Origin of the sequence: Erythrobacter donghaensis (assembly GCF_001557325.1) — a bacterium.
In the GTDB taxonomy this organism is placed as follows: Bacteria; Pseudomonadota; Alphaproteobacteria; order Sphingomonadales; family Sphingomonadaceae; genus Erythrobacter; species Erythrobacter donghaensis_B.
On record NZ_LSJS01000165.1, the window covers coordinates 1 to 16812 of the forward strand.

General features: G+C 68.8%; 14 protein-coding genes. 9 read left to right on the plus strand and 5 right to left on the minus strand.

Translation table 11 applies throughout. From position 1 onward, the window contains the following. Positions 1–1161, minus strand: a 1161-nt coding sequence (locus AX692_RS09610) for a TonB-dependent receptor (RefSeq protein WP_155646303.1), incomplete at its 3' end; no start/stop codon positions are given. 166 nt (positions 1162–1327) lie between these two features. Between AX692_RS09610 and AX692_RS09615 the strand changes: the two genes are divergently transcribed. The 8 genes from AX692_RS09615 to AX692_RS09650 all read left to right on the plus strand — a co-directional run bounded on the left by AX692_RS09615 (position 1328) and on the right by AX692_RS09650 (position 10243). Further along, the gene (locus AX692_RS09615) at positions 1328–3316 is read left to right on the plus strand and encodes an alpha-glucosidase (protein WP_073977243.1); all 1989 of its coding nucleotides are present in this window, start codon (positions 1328–1330) and stop codon (positions 3314–3316) included. Then, complete coding sequence (locus tag AX692_RS09620; protein WP_073974981.1) at positions 3313–4320, plus strand: LacI family DNA-binding transcriptional regulator; 1008 nt, start codon at positions 3313–3315, stop codon at positions 4318–4320. The genes AX692_RS09615 and AX692_RS09620 overlap by 4 nt, the downstream gene beginning before the upstream one ends. Positions 4321–4323: 3 nt before the next feature. After that, positions 4324–5238 (plus strand): aldo/keto reductase, encoded by a 915-nt coding sequence (locus AX692_RS09625; protein WP_073974982.1) that lies wholly within the window; start codon positions 4324–4326, stop codon positions 5236–5238. After that, positions 5239–6327: an LLM class flavin-dependent oxidoreductase gene (locus AX692_RS09630; protein ID WP_073974983.1), complete on the plus strand. Its 1089-nt coding sequence runs from the start codon at positions 5239–5241 to the stop codon at positions 6325–6327. 173 nt (positions 6328–6500) lie between these two features. After that, the gene (locus AX692_RS09635) at positions 6501–7697 is read left to right on the plus strand and encodes an acyl-CoA dehydrogenase family protein (protein ID WP_073974984.1); all 1197 of its coding nucleotides are present in this window, start codon (positions 6501–6503) and stop codon (positions 7695–7697) included. A 23-nt stretch (positions 7698–7720) separates the two neighbouring features. Further along, complete coding sequence (locus tag AX692_RS09640) at positions 7721–8851, plus strand: acyl-CoA dehydrogenase family protein (RefSeq protein ID WP_073974985.1); 1131 nt, start codon at positions 7721–7723, stop codon at positions 8849–8851. A gap of 220 nt (positions 8852–9071) precedes the next feature. Then, positions 9072–9596 carry a sigma-70 family RNA polymerase sigma factor gene (locus AX692_RS09645; protein WP_073974986.1) on the plus strand — a complete coding sequence of 175 codons (525 nt, stop codon included), beginning with the start codon at positions 9072–9074 and terminating at the stop codon, positions 9594–9596. A gap of 2 nt (positions 9597–9598) precedes the next feature. Next, positions 9599–10243, plus strand: a complete 645-nt coding sequence (locus AX692_RS09650; RefSeq protein ID WP_073974987.1) for an NrsF family protein — start codon at positions 9599–9601, stop codon at positions 10241–10243. Positions 10244–10265: 22 nt separating this feature from the next. Here the strand turns inward: AX692_RS09650 and AX692_RS09655 are convergent, their stop codons facing one another. Then, positions 10266–11354, minus strand: a complete 1089-nt coding sequence (locus AX692_RS09655) for a PepSY-associated TM helix domain-containing protein (RefSeq protein WP_073977244.1) — start codon at positions 11352–11354, stop codon at positions 10266–10268. After that, positions 11354–13477: a TonB-dependent receptor gene (locus AX692_RS09660; protein WP_073973609.1), complete on the minus strand. Its 2124-nt coding sequence runs from the start codon at positions 13475–13477 to the stop codon at positions 11354–11356. Before AX692_RS09660 ends, AX692_RS09655 begins: the two co-directional genes overlap by 1 nt. A 166-nt stretch (positions 13478–13643) precedes the next feature. Here AX692_RS09660 and AX692_RS09665 point away from each other — a divergent pair, with 166 nt between their 5' ends. After that, on the plus strand, positions 13644–14408 hold the full coding sequence (locus tag AX692_RS09665) for an enoyl-CoA hydratase/isomerase family protein (protein WP_073973608.1): 765 nt from the start codon (positions 13644–13646) through the stop codon (positions 14406–14408). Here the strand turns inward: AX692_RS09665 and AX692_RS09670 are convergent. Continuing rightward, a complete protein-coding gene (locus AX692_RS09670; RefSeq protein ID WP_073973607.1) occupies positions 14405–15436 on the minus strand; it encodes a LacI family DNA-binding transcriptional regulator in 1032 nt (343 codons plus the stop codon). The genes AX692_RS09665 and AX692_RS09670 overlap by 4 nt on opposite strands. Positions 15437–15445: 9 nt before the next feature. After that, positions 15446–16774: an MFS transporter gene (locus AX692_RS09675; protein ID WP_073973606.1), complete on the minus strand. Its 1329-nt coding sequence runs from the start codon at positions 16772–16774 to the stop codon at positions 15446–15448. Between the last annotated feature and the right edge of the window lie 38 nt (positions 16775–16812).

Below are 16812 nucleotides of genomic sequence, written 5' to 3' on the forward strand. Positions count from 1 at the left end.
GGTGAAGTCCTGCGTGTTGTCCGATTGCCAGATGAACCCGCCGATCTGGTAGTGGAACGGCTTGGTCTGGTCGGAGGCGAGGCGGACTTCGGCCGAGACCTGTTCGGTCTTGACCACCCCGTTGTCATGCAGCTGGCCCGCACCCACGATCGCGCGCGGCAGGAAGTCGCCCTCGCGGATTTCGGTGTTCTCCCAGTTGCGATAGCCGAGCACGACGCTCAGCGTGTGGGTGTCGGTGATGTCGAAATCGCCGGTGCCGGTGAGGCTCCACTGCTGGTCTTCGGTGCTGGTGACGAGGTCGTTGTTGATGAAGCGCTGGTTCTCGCCCAGCGCCACGCCGCCCGGCAGCGCGAGCAGCGCATCCTGCACCGCGCCGCGGCTGGCACCGGTCACGTCGACGCAGCAATCATCGTCGGCCTTGTAGTAGTCGGCGATCAGGCGGACCTTGTTGCCGCCGTCGTCGTAATCGACGATGCCGCGCACGCCGTAGCGCTCGTAGCCGTTGACGGTGTTGTTCTCGCCGCCGAAGATGTTGGTGATGTTGCCGTCGAAGCTGCCGTAGAAGCCGGTCAGGCGGGCGCTGAGGTTCTCGGCGATCGGGCCGGACACGGCGGCGCGCAGGCGGTATTCCTCGCCCTCGAACCAGTCGGCGTTGAACTCGGCCTCGAGCGTGTCGGTGCCGCCCTTGGAGACGATGTTGACGAGGCCGGCGCTCGCGTTGCGGCCGAACAGCGTGCCCTGCGGCCCGCGCAGCACTTCAAGCCGCTGGATGTCGACGAGATCCATGAAGGCCTGGCCCGAACGGCTCAGCACCACGCCGTCGACAACGGTGGACACGGACGGTTCGGCCGCGACCGAGAAGGTGATGGTGCCGACACCGCGCATCACGATCGCGCTGTTGGCGCTGGTGGTGCCCTTGCGGAAGGTTACCGAGGGGACGACGGTCGAGATGTTCTCGAGGCTGATGACGCCCGCCTGCTGCAGCCGGTCGCCCGAAACCGCGGCGATCGCGATCGGCACGTCCTGGACGTTTTCCTCGACTTTCTGGGCGGTGACGATGATTTCCTCGACCTGCGCGAGCGCCGGAGCGGCGGAAGCGAAGGCGAGCGAGCTGGCGGACAATGCCAGCGCCTTGATGGCAAAGCGGGTGGTGGCGGACATGATGGTGTTCTCCCCTCTGGTCACGATCGATTCTTTCGGACGGCTTCAAGCGATCTCAGCCCGTGCGGTCGATCTTTGGCCTGTCGGGTTGCGCTTTCCGCTGCATTCTGTCAAGCGGTGTCAGAGCGGGCCAAGGGACAGCCCGGGACGAGGATACAGGTCAGTGATGGTGCGGCTGGAGCCGGATGAGGGGGGCGTTGCGTTGCGGCTGGCAGGCCGGACGGTGCTCCGTCATGCGCCGGATTCTCTCGCGATTTCCGTCGCTTCGGGCGCGCCGCAGGTCACCATGGTGCGGGGCAATTTCCGCCTTTCGGATGCTGCTGTTGCCGCGAAGCCACTGTGCCAGGCAGAAGTGGACGGGGCGGGGCGCGTGGTGCTGGCGAGCGCCGATGGCAGCGCCAAGGTCGCCCTGGCGCTTGCGCCCGGCGCATCGCGGCTGACGCTCGCGGCGCTCACCGGCCATGACCGCATCACGATCGACCTCGCACTCACGCCCGAGGATGTGCTGTGGGGCGGGGGCGAGCAGATGAGCTACCTGGTCCTCAATGGCCGCAACTTCCCGCTCTGGACCAGCGAGCCCGGCGTCGGGCGCGATCCCGGCACGCCGCTCACCGATCAGGCGAGCGCCGACGGGAGCTTTGCGGGCGGGGATTACTGGACGACCAATTACCCCGAACCCACCGTGCTGTGCTCGGGCGGCTGGGCGATCAGCCTCGCAAACAGCGAATATGCCGAGTTCGACGCGCGCGAGGCGGGGCGGCTGCGGGTGCATGTCTGGTCGGGCGAGGTCGCGATCGACCTGTTCGAAGGCGCACCTGCCGATCTCACCCGCCAGCTGGGCGCGCGCTTCGGCCGCCGCCACGCGCTCCCCGACTGGGCCATCGGCGGGGCGGTGGTCGGCCTCAAGCAGGGCGAGGCGAGCTTCGACCGGCTCGAGGCGCTGATCGCGGCGGGCGCCTCCGTCTCCGGCCTGTGGTGCGAGGACTGGGTCGGCATCCGCGAGACCAGCTTCGGCCGCCGCCTGTTCTGGGACTGGCAGTGGAACCCGACCCGCTACCCCGATCTGCCCGCCCGCATCGCCGCATTGAAGGCTCGCGGCATCCGCTTCCTCGGCTATGTGAACCCCTATCTCGCCGTCGACGGCCCCCTGTTCCCCGAAGCGTCAGCGAGGGGCCTCCTCGCGCTCCGGCCGGACAGCGACGAGCCCTACCTTGTCGACTTCGGCGAGTTCGACGCGGGCGTGGTCGATTTCACCAACCCCGCCGCCGCCGACTGGTTCGCCGAGGAAGTGATCGGCAAGCGGATGCTCGATTTCGGGCTCGACGGGTGGATGGCCGATTTCGGCGAATACCTCCCCACCGACCTGCGCCTGTTCGATGGCGACCCGATGCGCGAGCACAACCGCTGGCCGGTGCGCTGGGCCGAGGTCAACGCGCGCGCGGTCGAGTCGCGGGGGCGGACAGGCGATGTGCTGTGGTTCATGCGCGCGGGGCACACGGGGGTGCAGGCGCACTGCCCCCTGCTGTGGGCGGGCGACCAGTCGGTCGATTTCAGCCGCCACGACGGGATCGGCACGGTCGTCACCGCCGCGCTGTCATCGGGCCTCGTCGGCAATGCCTTCAGCCATTCCGACGTCGGCGGCTACACCAGCCTGTTCGGCAATGTGCGCAGCGAGGAGCTGATCCTCAGGTGGTACGAGCTTGGCGCCTTCAGCCCCGTCTTCCGCACCCACGAGGGCAACCGCCCGGACGACAATCTCCAGATCGACTCGAGCCCCGCGCTGATCGCAGGCTTCATCCGCTGGAGCCGCGCCCACGCCGCGCTCGCGCCCTATGTGCAGCACCTCGCCGCGGAGGCCCGCGCCACCGGCCTGCCCACCCAGCGGGCGCTGTTCCTGCACCACCCGCAGGACCGGGAAACCTTCACGATCCAGGACCAGTTCCTCTATGGTGCGGACGTGCTGGTGGCACCGGTGATCGAAGCGGGAGCGATGATGCGGAACGTCTATCTGCCGCAAGGCGCGTGGCGGCACCTGTGGAGCGGGCGCGACCATGCGCCGGGATGGCACGAGGTCCCCGCGCCAATCGGCGAGCCGCCGGTGTTCTACCGCCCCGACAGCGCCTTCGCCCCGCTGTTCGAAGATCTGCGCCCATGAGCCGCGCCAACATCAAGGACGTCGCCGCGCGCGCCGGGGTGGCGGTGAAGACCGTCAGCCGCGTGCTCAACGGTCACCCCTATGTCAGCGCGGAATTGAAGGCGCGGGTGGAGCAGGCGATGGCCGAGCTCGACTACCGGCCTTCCGTGGCGGCGCGCATCCTGTCGGGCGCGAAGTCGAACCAGGTCGCGCTGATCTACGACAATCACAGCCCCTACTACATGTTCCAGATCCAGAAGGGCTGCTGGGACGTGTGTCACGATGCGGGCATCCGGCTGCTCGCCCAGCCGGTCGACGTTGCCGACCCGCGCGTCGGCGACCAGGTGCGCGGGCTCGTCAGCGAGACCCATGTCGACGGCATCATCCTCTCCTCCCCCGTCACCGATTGCGATCCGGTGCTGCGGGCGCTCGAGACGATGGACGTGCCCTTCGTGCGCATCTCGCCCGGCACCAACCACGCGCTCACATCCTCGGTGTTCATGGACGACGCCCAGGCCGCCGACGACATGACCACGCACCTCATCAATGCGGGCCACCGCCGGATCGGGTTCATCAAGGGCCATGCCAACCACATGGCCTCCGACGACCGCCTGTTCGGCTACCGCCGTGCCCTGGACCGGGTGGGCATTCCCTTCGAGCCGGGCCTGGTGGTCGACGGCGAGTTCGATTTCGACTCCGGGGTGGCGGGTGCGCGGGCGCTGCTCGATCAGCCCGCGCGCCCGACCGCGATCTTCGCCTCGAACGACGACATGGCTGCAGGCGTCCTCGCCGTGGCGCATGATCGGGGGATTGCCGTGCCCGCCGAGCTTTCGGTCGCGGGCTTCGACGACACCACGCTGGCGCGCACCGTCTGGCCGCCGCTCACCACCATCCGCCAGCCGATGGCGGACCTTGCCCGCACCGCGACGCAGATCCTGATCGCGGGCGGGGACATCACCCACAAGCGCCTGCCCCATGACCTTGTCGAGCGCGCCTCGGTCGCTCCGCCACAGAGGAATTCCTGACCCATGAGTGAACTGCCCCCGCCCCCCGCCACGCGACGCCTTGGCGCGAGCAATATCGAGGTCTCGTCCATCGCCTGGGGGATGTGGCGTCTCGCAGAGGATGGCCGCACCGCCGCCGATGCCGCGCGGCTGGTGCATGCGGCGCTGGATGCGGGGATCAATTTCCTCGACACCGCCGATATCTACGGCTTCGACGGCGCCGGAGGCTTCGGCGATGCCGAGGTGCTGCTGGGCGAGGTGCTGGCGGCGGAACCGGGCCTTCGCGACCGGATGGTGCTGGCGACCAAGGGCGGCATCCTCCCGCCGCTGCCCTACGATCAGAGCGCCGATTACCTGCGCAAGGCGATCGACGATTCGCTGCGCCGCTTGCGGGTGGACTCGGTCGACCTGTGGCAGATTCACCGCCCCGACATCCTCGCCCACCCGCAGGAGACCGCCCGCGTGCTCGACGACGCGGTGGCGAGCGGCAAGGTGAAGGCGCTCGGCGTCTCCAACTTCACGATGTACCAGATCGCCGCGCTGTCGAAGTTTCTGGAGAGCAAGCTGGTCTCGACCCAGCCCGAGATCAGCCCGCTGCGCATCACCTGCATCGAGAATGGCGAGCTGGACCAGGCGATGGCTTTCGGCCTGACCCCGCTGGCATGGTCGCCGCTCGGTGGCGGCAGGCTCGCCGCGCCCGAGACGCCCCGCGACAAGTCGGTCGCCGCCGCGCTCGATGCGGTTGCCGAAGCGCAAGGCGTCTCGCGCACGGTCGCCGCCTACAGCTGGCTGATGGCGCACCCCGCCGGGATCATCCCGATCATCGGCTCGCAGAACGCGGAGCGGATTGCCGAAGGTGCCGAGGCGCTCAAGGTCCGCTGGACGCGAACGGATTGGTACGCGGTGCTGGTCGCCGCGCGTGGAGAGAGGCTTCCCTAAATGACTGAGCAACAATGCGAAATCGCGTGGTTCTCCGCGCTGTGTGACGATGATTACGAGTTCCTCGGCGTCCCCGATCCCTACCTGCAATCGAGCTGGGAGCATTGCCGCAACCTCGTGCTGCGGGCCGAGGAGGGCGGGTTCGACAATATCCTGCTGCCCTCGGGCTACCAGCTCGGCCTCGACACCACGGTCTTCGCCGCCGCGGTGGCGACGCAGGTCCGGCGCATCAAGCTCCTCTGGGCGACCCGCATGGGCGAGGACTGGCCGCCGCAGCTCGCCCGCCGGATCGCCACGCTCGACCGCATCCTCGGGCCGAACGCGAGCGGCACCGGGGGGCGGCTCAACGTCAACATCATCTCCTCGGACATGCCGGGCGAGACGATCGAGAGCGGCCCCCGCTACCGCCGCGGCACCGAGATCATGAAGATCGTCAAGACGCTCCTCAACGGCGAGCATCTCGATTTCGACGGCGAATTCTACAAGCTGAAGCTCGATCCGCCGCGGATCACCACGCTTTCGGGCAAGTGCCCGCCGTTCTACTTCGGCGGCCTCAGCCACGAGGCGCGCGAATGTGCGGCCGAGGCGGCGGATGTCTACCTGATGTGGCCCGACACGATGGACAAGGTGCGCGAGAACATCGCCGACCTCAAGGAACGCGCCGCGAAGTATGGCCGCACCCTCAAGTTCGGCTACCGCGTCCACGTGATCGTGCGCGAGACCGAGGACGAGGCGCGCGCCTATGCCGACCGGCTCTTGTCCAAGCTCGACGACGAGGCGGGCCGGGCGATCCGCGAGAAATCGCTCGACGCGAAGAACTACGGCGTCCAGCGCCAGCAGGAGTTGCGCGGCGCGGCCGATGGCGACGGCTTCGTCGAGGAGAACCTGTGGACCGGCATCGGCCGCGCGCGTTCCGGCTGCGGGGCGGCGATCGTCGGCACGCCCGACCAGGTGCTCGCCAAGCTGCGCGCCTATCAGGCGGAAGGGATCGAGGCCTTCATCCTCTCGGGCTATCCGCACATGCAGGAAGCCGATCTGTTTGCGCGGCATGTCCTGCCGCACATCCAGCACGGCCCGCTGGAGATGTGACGAACGCGCAGGGGTGGCGGATCGAACAAGACCGATTCGCCCCCTTCGCAGCCCAGCCGCGCCCGACTTGCCGCTACGGCGGCGCACCCTTGCGCAATTGCCTCTTTTCCGCGTCCGCGCGCCGTGACAAAGCGTATTGCAAAGCGGCAAAACGCAAGTCGGAGAGAGACCCCATGAACCTCGAATTCACCCCCGAAGAGCAGGCCTTCCGCGAGGAGGTGCGCGCCTTCATCGCCGAGAACTATCCCAAGCACCTCGCCGATTTCGGCATGCGCGAGGACATGGCCCGCGAGGACTTCGTCGCGTGGCACAAGATCCTCGGCGCCAAGGGCTGGTCGGTCCCGGCTTGGCCGGTCGAATACGGCGGCACCGGCTGGAGCCCGACCCAGCGCTACATCTGGTCGGAAGAGAACGCCCGCGTGAATGCGCTGATGCCGCTGCCCTTCGGCGTCTCGATGGTCGGCCCCGTGATCTACACCTTCGGCAATGAAGAGCAGAAGGCCAGGCACCTGCCCGGTATCCGCAGCGGCGAGGTGTGGTGGTGCCAGGGCTATTCGGAGCCCGGCGCCGGTTCTGACCTTGCCAGCCTCAAGACCACCGCCGTGCGCGACGGCGACCACTACGTCATCAACGGCCAGAAGACCTGGACGACGCTCGCCCAGCACGCCGATTGGGGCTTCTTCCTGTGCCGCACCGATCCGACCGCCAAGCAGCAGGAAGGGATCAGCTTCATCCTCGTCGACATGAAGACCCCGGGCGTGGAAGTGAAGCCGATCAAGCTGCTCGACGGCGGCTACGAGGTCAACGAAACCTGGCTGACCGACGTGCGCGTCCCGGTCGAGAACCTCGTCGGTGTCGAGAACAAGGGCTGGACCTATGCCAAGTTCCTGCTCGCCCATGAACGCTCCGGCATCGCTGGTGTGGCGCGCAGCAAGCGCGGCGTCGAAAAGCTGCGCGAGATCGCGACGCATGAAACGCTCGACGGCCAGCCGCTGATCAAGGATTTCGACTTCGCCAAGAAGGTGAGCCAGCTCGAAATCGATCTCGCCGCGCTGGAAATCACCGAACTGCGCACCCTCGCGGGCGAGCAGGCGGGCAAGGGGCCGGGGCCGGAAAGCTCGATCCTCAAGATCAAGGGCACCGAGATTCAGCAGCGCCTGACCGAACTCACGCTGGAAGCGGTCGGCACCTACAGCGCGCCCTACATGGGCGGGGTGTCGAACGACAACGGCTCGAACGAGCACCCGGTCGGCCCCGACTACGCGGCCCACGCGGCGGCGACCTATTTCAACATGCGCAAGACCAGCATCTATGGCGGATCCAACGAGATCCAGCGCAACATCATCACCAAGATGATCCTCGGTCTGTAAGACACGAGACGGGAGAGACAGACGTGGATTTCAACTTCACCGAAGAACAGGGCATGGTGCGCGACGGTCTGTCGCGGCTGGTGCGTGAGCAATATGGCTTCGAGGAGCGCCGCAAGGCGATCGCCAGCGCCGAAGGCTGGCGGCCCGAGCTGTGGGCGCAGCTTGCCGAGCTCGGCATCCTCGGCATGCCGTTCAGCGAAGCCGACGGCGGCTTCGGCGGCGGCGCGGTCGATGCGATGATCATCATGGAGGAGTTCGGCAAGGGGCTGGTGATCGAGCCTTTCCTGCCGACCGTGGTCTGCGCCGGGGGCTTCCTCAAGCACGGCGGCACCGCGGCGCAGAAGGAAGAGCATATCGGCGGCATCGTGGCGGGCAGCAGCGTGTTCGCCTTCGCCCATGCCGAGCCGAAGGGCCGCTATGACTATGCCGACCTCGAGACCACCGCGAAGAAGGACGGCAGCGGCTATGTCCTGAACGGCCACAAGGCGGTCGTGATCGGCGCGCCCTGGGCGAGCCACCTCGTCGTCACCGCGCGCACCGGCGGCGAGCGGCGCGACCGTTCGGGCGTCTCGGTCTTCGTCCTCGCCAAGGACACCCCCGGCGTCACCACCCGTGATTACGTGACGGTCGACGGCCGCCGCGCCTCGGAGGTCTATTTCGAGAACGCCGCCGTGGGCGCCGAGGCGCTGATCGGGGGCGAGGGCGAGGGGCTGGCGCTGATCGAACTCGTCACCGACGAAGCCATCGCCGCGCTGTGCGCCGAGGCCTGCGGGGCGATGAAGGTCGCGCATGCGATGACCGTCGAATACAGCCGCCAGCGCAAGCAGTTCGGCGTGCCGATCGGCTCCTTCCAGGTGCTCCAGCACCGCATGGTCGACATGTACACCGCCTATGAAACCGCCGTCTCGCTGACCTATCTCGCGACGCTCCGGCTGGGCTCGGACGAGCGGACCCGCAAGCTGGCGGTCTCGGCCGCGAAGGTCGGCGTCGGGCAATCGGCGCGGCTGATCGGGCAGGAAGCGGTGCAGATCCACGGCGGCAACGGCGTGACCGACGAATATGCGATCGGCCACTACTTCAAGCGCCTGACGATCTTCGACAGCGAGTTCGGCAATGTCGACCACCACCTGAAGCGCCACGTCGCGCTGAGCTGACAGGCGGCACGGTAATGAAGCAGGCCCCGCGCTCGCAGCCCTGCGAGCGCGGGGCCGCTGCGTTCCGGCGCGCAGTCTTTCGCGAAAGACGCGGGAAATTTTTTGCCGCCCTATGTAACGGCGACCAACAGCCTTGCGAAAAGCCCGTGACACCACGGGCGCGGGCCAAGCACAGGGGGCGCGGCATGATCAGTGAAGACAAGCGCGCGGCGGCACGCCGATGAGAGCGGACGAGACCACCCTGGCGCGGCTGATGCGGCTCTCGCAAGCTGGCGACAAGCAGGCCTATGCGACCTTGCTCGAGAGCTGCCAGCGCTGGCTGCGCGCCTATTACAGCCGCCGGGTCGCGCCCTCGAGCCTCGATGATCTGGTGCAGGAGACGCTGATCGCGCTCCACACCAAGCGTGCCTCGTGGGACGCCTCGCGCCCCTTCCTCCCGTGGCTCGCGGCGATCGCCCGCTATCGCTGGGTCGATCACCTGCGCCGCATCTACCGCGCCGACGAGCACGAGCTCCACGAGGAACTGATCGGCAGCGACGATGAACCCGCGGTCTCGGCGCGCATCAGCCTCGACCGGCTGCTGGGCCTGCTGCCGCCGGCACAGGAGCGCGCGATCGCGCTCGTCAAGATCGAAGGCCTGAGCATCGCCGAGGCCTCCGCCGCCACCGGGCAGAGCGAGAGCCTCGTCAAGGTCAACATCCACCGCGGGCTCAAGAAGCTCGCGGCCATTATCGAGAAAGAATGACAATGCAGCAGAGTTCCGATGCCCTGATCGCCGAGCTGGTGGGCGGGCTTGAGCCGGTGAGGCCCTTGCGCTTCGGCGAGGGGGTTGCGCTCGCGCTCGCCGGGGCGGCGGTGACCGCGTGGGTGGTGATCGGCCTCTACGGGCTTCGCGCAGACTGGCTGGCGGGCAGCGTCAACCCGATGCAGCTGGTTGCGACCGGGCTCTATTTCGGCCTCGCCGTGGCGGCGAGCGTGACCGTGGTGATCATGAGCCGCCCCCAGGTCGGCAGCGACCACACGGGCTGGCGCTGGGCGGCGGCGATGGCGGGGCTGCTGCCGCTTGCGGGCCTGGTCGTCGCGGGGGTCAAGGGCCGCGCGGCGCTTTCGAGCCAGGCGATGATCCACGGGGCCGAGTGCTTCGCGGTGGGCAGCGCGTCCTCGCTGCTGGTGCTGGGCCTGCTCGTCCTGTGGCTGCGCCGCGGCGCGCCGACCTCGCCCGAGCGCGCCGGCCTCGTCGCCGGGGTCGCATCGGGCGCCTTCGGGATCTTCGCCTTCTCGCTGCACTGCCCGTTCAACGATATCGTCCACATCGGCCTGTGGCACACCGCGGTGGTGGTGGTGATGGGCGCGGTCGGGCGGGCGGTGGTGCCCCCGCTGATCCGCTGGTGAACTGAGCGGCTGGCAGGCGGCCTCAGCCGGTAACGCGCCCGCGGGGGATCGCGGGTGCGGACCGGTGGTTGCCCGTGCGGCTGCGCCAGAAGGTCACCACCGCAAGGCTCCCGAGCAGGGCAAGGCCGAGCCCCGCCAAGGTCATCACGACCCTTAAGGGCAGCGCCATGGCGCTCCCCGCCATCCGCGCCGAATGGAGCGGGTAGAGCGCATTGCCCGCGCGCAGCGCCAGCGGCGCGGCGGTCGCGTCGCGCGCGGCGAGCACGGTGCCGTCCGCGGCAAGGGTGAGCGTGGTGCGGCCGTTGGGGTGCCATTCGGCCGGGCGGCGCAGGCGCAAGGTGACGCCCTCGCCCGGGGCCCTCGGCCAGATGATCATGCGTGGATCGGCATCGGGAAAGCGCGCGCGGGCGGCGGCGAGGATCGCGGGCCAATCTTGGGCGGTTGCCGAGGAGGCTGCGGGCGGCTTCGCCTGCCACGCGGCCACTTCGGCGGCGGGCGAGAGCGGGGCGAGCACCGCCTGTCCCAAGGGCTTCAGCACCATCAGCGCGCCGGTGATGGCGGCGAGCAGGATCGGCAGCGCCAGCACCGCGCCGATATCGCGGTGGTGCAGGATCACCGCGGGGCGGGTGAAGCGCGGCGGCAGCGCGCGCAGGCGGAAGGTGCGGCGCGTCGGCCACCACAGCACGAGGCCGGTGATGCAGAACAGGATCGCGGCGATGCCGAGCCAGCCCGAGATCACCTCGCCGGTCTCGCCCAGCAGCAGGTGGTGGTGGAGATCGAACAGCAGGGTCTCGGGCCGCTCCCACACGCTCTGCCAGCGGGCGAGCAGGGTGCCGTCATGCGCGATGTAGGCGCCGCCGCCGCCCTTGCCGAACCCCGCCTGCGCCACGCCGAACTCGGCCGAGGGAAGCGTCACGTAATCCGCGCCGCGGGCCTCGGCGGCGGCGATGATCGCCAGCGTCTCGGTGTCCGAGGGCGCGCGCGGCACCTGCGCCACGCTCGCCCACCACGGCTTCCACAGCAGGGCCGCGCCGGTCAGCCCCAGCACCGCCAGCCCGAGGCCGACCAGCCCGCCGAGCCAGCGATGCAGCAGCGACAGCGCCTGGCGCATCAGAAATTCGCCAGCCAGCCCAGCGTCACGCTCCGCCCGCGTCCGGCGAAGAACCTGAGGTTGTCGGCCGGGCGCTGGGTGTCCGAATTGTAGTCGATATACTGGCGGTCGAGCAGGTTCTGCGCGGCAAGGGTGAAGCGGCCGAACCCGGTCGCCACGCTCATCGAGCCATCGAGCAGGTGATAGCCCTCGAAATCGTTGCGCGGATCGCCGCCGTCGAAGCGCCGGGCGAAGTGGGTGCGCGATTGCAGGCCGAGGCTGACCGGGCCAATGGCGTAATCGGCCCACAGGTTGAGGCGATCGGGGCCGATATTGGCCCCGTCGAGATCGGCGTTGACGATCCCGTCGCCGTCGGTGTCGACCCGGCCATCGAGATGGGCGTAGCCGAAGCCCAGTCGCAGGCCGGGGATCGGGGTGGCGGTGGAGAGGTTCAATTCGAGCCCCTGGATCTCGATGCGCTGGCGCTGCACCTCGAAAACGTCACCGACCAGCACGAGCAGCTGGCCCTCGTCGCTGTCCGACCAGAAATAGGTCGCGCTCGCCTCGATCGGGCCCCGGTTCACTTCGATGCCGACCTCGCGGTTGTCGGCGACGACGGGCGCGATGTCGAGGAAGCGGTCGAGATCGACATCGGGCGTGCGGATCGCGCGGGTGATGCGCCCGACATCGGGCACGGTGTAGCCCTGCGCGTAGCTGGCATAGGCGCGGATGCCGGGGGTCGGCTCGATCACGATCCCGCCATTGGGCAGCACCCGGTCGAAGCTGGGCGAGCCGCCGCCGACCTGTTGCGGGCCGTAGAAGAACAGGGTCTGGTAATCGTCGATCGAGATCTCGACATTCTCCCAGCGCACCCCCCCTGCGAGCCGCAGCTTGCCGTCCCACAGCGCGAGGTTGCCTTGCGCGAAGGGGGCGATGCTGCGGTAGTCGGTCGGCGGCACCCAGGCGCGGCCCGTCTGGGCGAGAACCTGCACGGTGTGGTCGTTGAGCAGGTCCACGCCCGCCACGAGGTTCAAGGGCCCGAAGCCGCGCTCCCAGCTGGCGTTGATGCCCCACTTGCGGCTGATGTTCTGCGACTGGTCGAACAGCGTGCCGAGCGGGGCGATCGCCGGGTCCTGGAAATCGGCGAAGATGCCGCCGCCGTAGATGTCGGCGGTGCGGTTCCAGAAGCCGCGCACCCTCAGCGCGCCCCCTGCAAGGTCGTCGGCGGTGAGGGTGAGCGAGAGGCTCTCGGCGAGGTTCTCGGGCGCCTCGCCCTGCACGACGCCGGGGGCGCCGGTCGCGGGCAGGCCGGTGGCGCGGCTTCCGGCGACCGCGACGAGATCGCCGTCGCCCTGAAGCTCGAAGCGCTGGCCCATAGCCTCGATCTGCACGGTCTCGCCGAGCTCCACGCCCGCCTTGGCGAAGAAGGAGAGGCTTTCGGAGTCCTGCAGGTCGCCCTGCGTGCCATCGGGCGCGATGCGGCGCTGCTCGCCGTCGCGGAACACGCCGCGGCGCTCGTAGGCCGCGCCGACCACGACATCGAAGGCGCCCGAGCGGTTGGCGATCAGCGCGCCGACCTTGCCGCCGAAGCCGTCATCGCGAAAACCGCTCTCGGCGGTGCCTTGCAGGATGGTGCGCGCGCTCCATCCGTCCTCGGCGGGCGCGGAGACGGTGACCTGGTTGATCACGCCGCCGGTGCCGCCGATGCCCTGGAGCGCGTTGGAGCCGAGGATCAGCTCGACCCGGTCGATGAAGAAGGGATCGATGGTGAAGCCGTCACGCGAGCCGTCACGCAAGGGCGCGGTCTGGGGAATGCCGTCGATCGCGAAGAGCGGCGAGCGGCCGCGCAGGGTTTCCCCTTGGCCGGTGAGCTTCTGGCGCGCGGGACTGAAGGAGGGGATGCGCGCGGCGACGGCGTCGACCACCGAGCCCGAAATCTGGAGCTGGCGCTCGAGCGTCTCGCGGTCGATCACCTCGGCGGTGAGCGGGAGGGCGGTGAGCGGCAGGGCGGTGCGCGCGGCGGTGACGATGATCGGTTCGGCGTCGGCGGCGGTGTTCTCGCCTGCCGGGGCGGCGGTCTCCTGCGCCTGCGCATTGGCGGCGAGGGGGAGGAGAGCGGCGGAGAGGAGGAGAGTGAATCGCATTGTTGAACCGTTCCTGATAATCATTCGCAAGAATGCCCTTAAGAACGTTTCGCAATAACGCAAGCCCGTTTCTGCAGGTTTTGCGGGATAGGCGAGATTTGGAAATAACCCACGCTTTGCCCGGCGCTAGGCTTGGCCCCCGCGCCGACGATGAGAAGGATCCGCCATGGCACGCCCGGCCTATTTCGATGCCTTCCCCGGTCTCGCGCTCGAGCGCGACGAGGCGGGGGTGCTGACCGCCACCTTCCACAGCGGCGGCGGCCCGCTGACCTTCACCGCCCGCGACCACACCGACTACACCGAGGCCTTCTACCGGATCGCGCAAGACCGCGAGAACAGCATCGTCATCCTCACCGGTGCAGGCGGGCAGTTCATTGCCGGGATCGACTTCCCGAGCTTCGGCAATGTCGCCGATCCCGATGTCTGGTCGCAGGTGCACGACGAGGGCGTGCAGATCCTCGAGAACCTCGCCAACATCCGCGTGCCGGTGATCGCCGCGGTCGAGGGTGCCGCCCACGTCCACAGCGAATATGCGCTGATGGCCAATATCATCGTCGCGGGCGAGAGTGCGACCTTCCACGATCTGCCGCACTTCGCAGGGGGGATCGTGCCGGGGGATGGCATCTTCACCACCTGGAGCTACCGCGCGGGCCCGGGGCGGGCCGAGGCGTGGCTGCTCGATCCGCAGCCGATCAGCGCAGACACCGCGAAGCAATGGGGCGTGGTTGCCGAGGTGGTACCCGATGGCACCGCGCTCACCCGCGCGCGGGCGCTCGCCGCGCTCTATCTGGCCAAGCCCACGGTCGCGCGCCGCAACACCCGCATCCACTTCATCCAGCCGCTGAAGGAGCGCTTGGTCCGCGAGGTTGGCTATGGCCTCACGCTGGAAGGTGCCTCGGCCGCAGCGCTGGTGAAAAGCATGAGCGGCTAGGCCGTCTCGCGCACCACCAGTTCGGGGGGCAGGACAAGGCTTTCGGTCGACTCGCCGCCCAGCCGCCGCAGCAGCAGATCCACCAAGCCGCGCGCGCCCGCGGCGATGTCCTGCCGCACGGTGGTGAGCGGGGGGATGGTCTGGCGCGCGATCGGCAGGTCGTCGAAGCCGACCAGTCTCACGGTGTCCGGAACGCTCAGACCCTGCGCGCGCAGCTCGGTGAGGCACAGCGCGGCGAGGGTGTCGGTGGCGGCGAAGATGCCGTCGAGCGCGCGGCCGTGGCGCGCCAGATGGCCCGCGATCTCCTCGCTCGCGCGGTCGGGGGAGAGGTGGGTGGCGAGCGGCTGCACCTCGGGCAGGCCCATCCGCGCGGCGACATCCTGCGCCCCGGCAAAGCGCGCGGCGAATTCCATCGGGCCGGTGTCGCCGAGGAATGCCAGCCGCCGCGCACCGCCCGCAATCAGGCGTTCGGCCGCGAGCCTGCCGCCCAGCCGGTTGTCGGTGCCGACCACGCAGTGCCGCTGGCCCTCCTGGTGGTTCCCCCACACGACCATCGCGCGGTAGCCGTCGGCGACCTCCTCGATCCGCTCGAACTGGTCGGACTGGCCGATCACCACCACCCCGTCGATCATCCCGGAACCGATGAAGCGGTCGAGCCAGTCGGGGTCGCTTGTCGGCACGACCCGGCGCAGCATCAGGTCGTAGCCGTGGGTGGTGAGCTCGTCGGCGAGGTGCCCGAGCAGGGTCATGAAGAAGCTGTCGGAGATCTGCTGGCGGGTGTCGTGGCCGAGCGGGATGACGACGCCGATCACGCCGGTCTTCTGGCGGCGCAATCCGCTCGCCATCTGGTTGGGGCGGAAGCCGTGCTCGCGCGCGAGCGCCTCGATCTTCTCGCGGGTCTGGGTGTTGACGAGGCTCTTGCCCGCCAGCGCGCGGCTGACCGTGCCGGGCGAGACCCCCGCGAGCCGGGCCAGATCGGTGATGGTGCGCACGGTGGTGCGCGCTGCCCTGTCCTGGCTGTCGGCCATGGTTCCCCTTCAGCCGGCGGCGAGCCCCTGTTCGCGGGGGCGGCGGTGGCCGGCGTCGACCAGCAGCGTAGCGATGGCGCCCGCCAGCATCAAGACGCCGCCCAGCATCAGCACGTTGCGCGGGTCGCTGCCGAGCAGGGGCGCGTAGATCAGCGGCATGGTGAGCGTCTGGATCAGCATGGGGATGACGATGAACAGGTTGAAGATCCCCATGTAGATGCCGTTCCGCTCCGGCGGAATGCAGTCGGCGAGCATCACGTAGGTGTTCCCCATCATCCCGGCCCAGCCGATGCCGATGCCGAGCATCAGCACGAACAGCCCCGCTGGCGTGGAGACCCCCGGGATCAGCAGCATTGCCGCGCCCGAGGCGGCAAGGCAGGCGGCATGGGTGGGCCGCGCGCCGAAGCGCTTGACGATCGGGATCAGCGCGAGCGCGCCGAGGAAGGCGATGAAGTTGTAGAGCGCGCCCGCCTGCTGGGTGGTGAGCGTCGCCTCGCGGAAGGCGCTGCTCGCGGGATCGCTGGTGCCGTAGAGGCTGCGGCCGACGGCGAAGGTGATGTACTGCCAATAGGCGAACATCGCATACCACTGGCACAGCATCGCGCCCGCCAGCTGGCGCATCGGGCGCGGCATCTGCCAACACGCGTCGCGGATCTCGGCCAGCGTGCCGCGCGCGGTGAGCGGCTTTTCGGCCAGCTCGGCCGCCTCGGCCGCATCCAGCGGCAGCTCGCGCACCCGCAGCACCGACCACAGGATCGTCGAGATCGAAAGGATCGCACCGATCACGAAGGCGATGCGCACGATCACCGGAATGCCGTTGTTGTCCAGCACGTCCTTCGCGACGAAGGCGGTGAGCAGCGAGGGCGCCAGGTAGGAGAGCGTCTGGGCAAGGCCGGTGAAGGCGCTCTGGGTGAGGAAACCCACCGATCGCTGCTCGGGCGCGAGCCGGTCAGCGACATAGGCGCGGTAGGGCTCCATGGTGATGTTGTTGCCCGCATCGAGGATCCACAGCAGCGATGCGGCCATCCACAGCGCCGAGGAATAGGGCATGGCGAACAGCGCCAGCGAGCAGATCACCGCGCCGACGAGGAAATAGGGGGTGCGGCGGCCGAGGCGGGTGCTGGTCCGGTCGCTCATCGCGCCGACGATCGGCTGGACGATGAGGCCCGTCATCGGCCCGGCGAGCCACAGCAGCGGCATCGAGGCCTCGTCCGCGCCGAGGAAGCCGTAGATCGGCCCCATGTTGGCCTGCTGCAACCCGAAGGAGAACTGCAGGCCGAAGAAGCCGATGTTCATCTCGACGATTCTGAGCAGCGAAAGCCGCGGCTTTTCCGACATGTGACGCCTCATCCCATTTGCTCGCCTCGCGCCTTATA

Bases quoted from the DNA above. Each gene is read 5' to 3' on its own strand.
- AX692_RS09615 (WP_073977243.1), top strand. From the start codon at position 1,328: ATGGTGCGGCTGGAGCCGGATGAGGGGGGCGTTGCGTTGCGGCTGGCA.
- AX692_RS09620 (WP_073974981.1), top strand. From the start codon at position 3,313: ATGAGCCGCGCCAACATCAAGGACGTCGCCGCGCGCGCCGGGGTGGCG.
- AX692_RS09625 (WP_073974982.1), top strand. From the start codon at position 4,324: ATGAGTGAACTGCCCCCGCCCCCCGCCACGCGACGCCTTGGCGCGAGC.
- AX692_RS09630 (WP_073974983.1), top strand. From the start codon at position 5,239: ATGACTGAGCAACAATGCGAAATCGCGTGGTTCTCCGCGCTGTGTGAC.
- AX692_RS09635 (WP_073974984.1), top strand. From the start codon at position 6,501: ATGAACCTCGAATTCACCCCCGAAGAGCAGGCCTTCCGCGAGGAGGTG.
- AX692_RS09645 (WP_073974986.1), top strand. From the start codon at position 9,072: ATGAGAGCGGACGAGACCACCCTGGCGCGGCTGATGCGGCTCTCGCAA.
- AX692_RS09650 (WP_073974987.1), top strand. From the start codon at position 9,599: ATGCAGCAGAGTTCCGATGCCCTGATCGCCGAGCTGGTGGGCGGGCTT.
- AX692_RS09655 (WP_073977244.1), bottom strand. From the start codon at position 11,354: ATGCGCCAGGCGCTGTCGCTGCTGCATCGCTGGCTCGGCGGGCTGGTC.
- AX692_RS09660 (WP_073973609.1), bottom strand. From the start codon at position 13,477: ATGCGATTCACTCTCCTCCTCTCCGCCGCTCTCCTCCCCCTCGCCGCC.
- AX692_RS09665 (WP_073973608.1), top strand. From the start codon at position 13,644: ATGGCACGCCCGGCCTATTTCGATGCCTTCCCCGGTCTCGCGCTCGAG.
- AX692_RS09670 (WP_073973607.1), bottom strand. From the start codon at position 15,436: ATGGCCGACAGCCAGGACAGGGCAGCGCGCACCACCGTGCGCACCATC.
- AX692_RS09675 (WP_073973606.1), bottom strand. From the start codon at position 16,774: ATGTCGGAAAAGCCGCGGCTTTCGCTGCTCAGAATCGTCGAGATGAAC.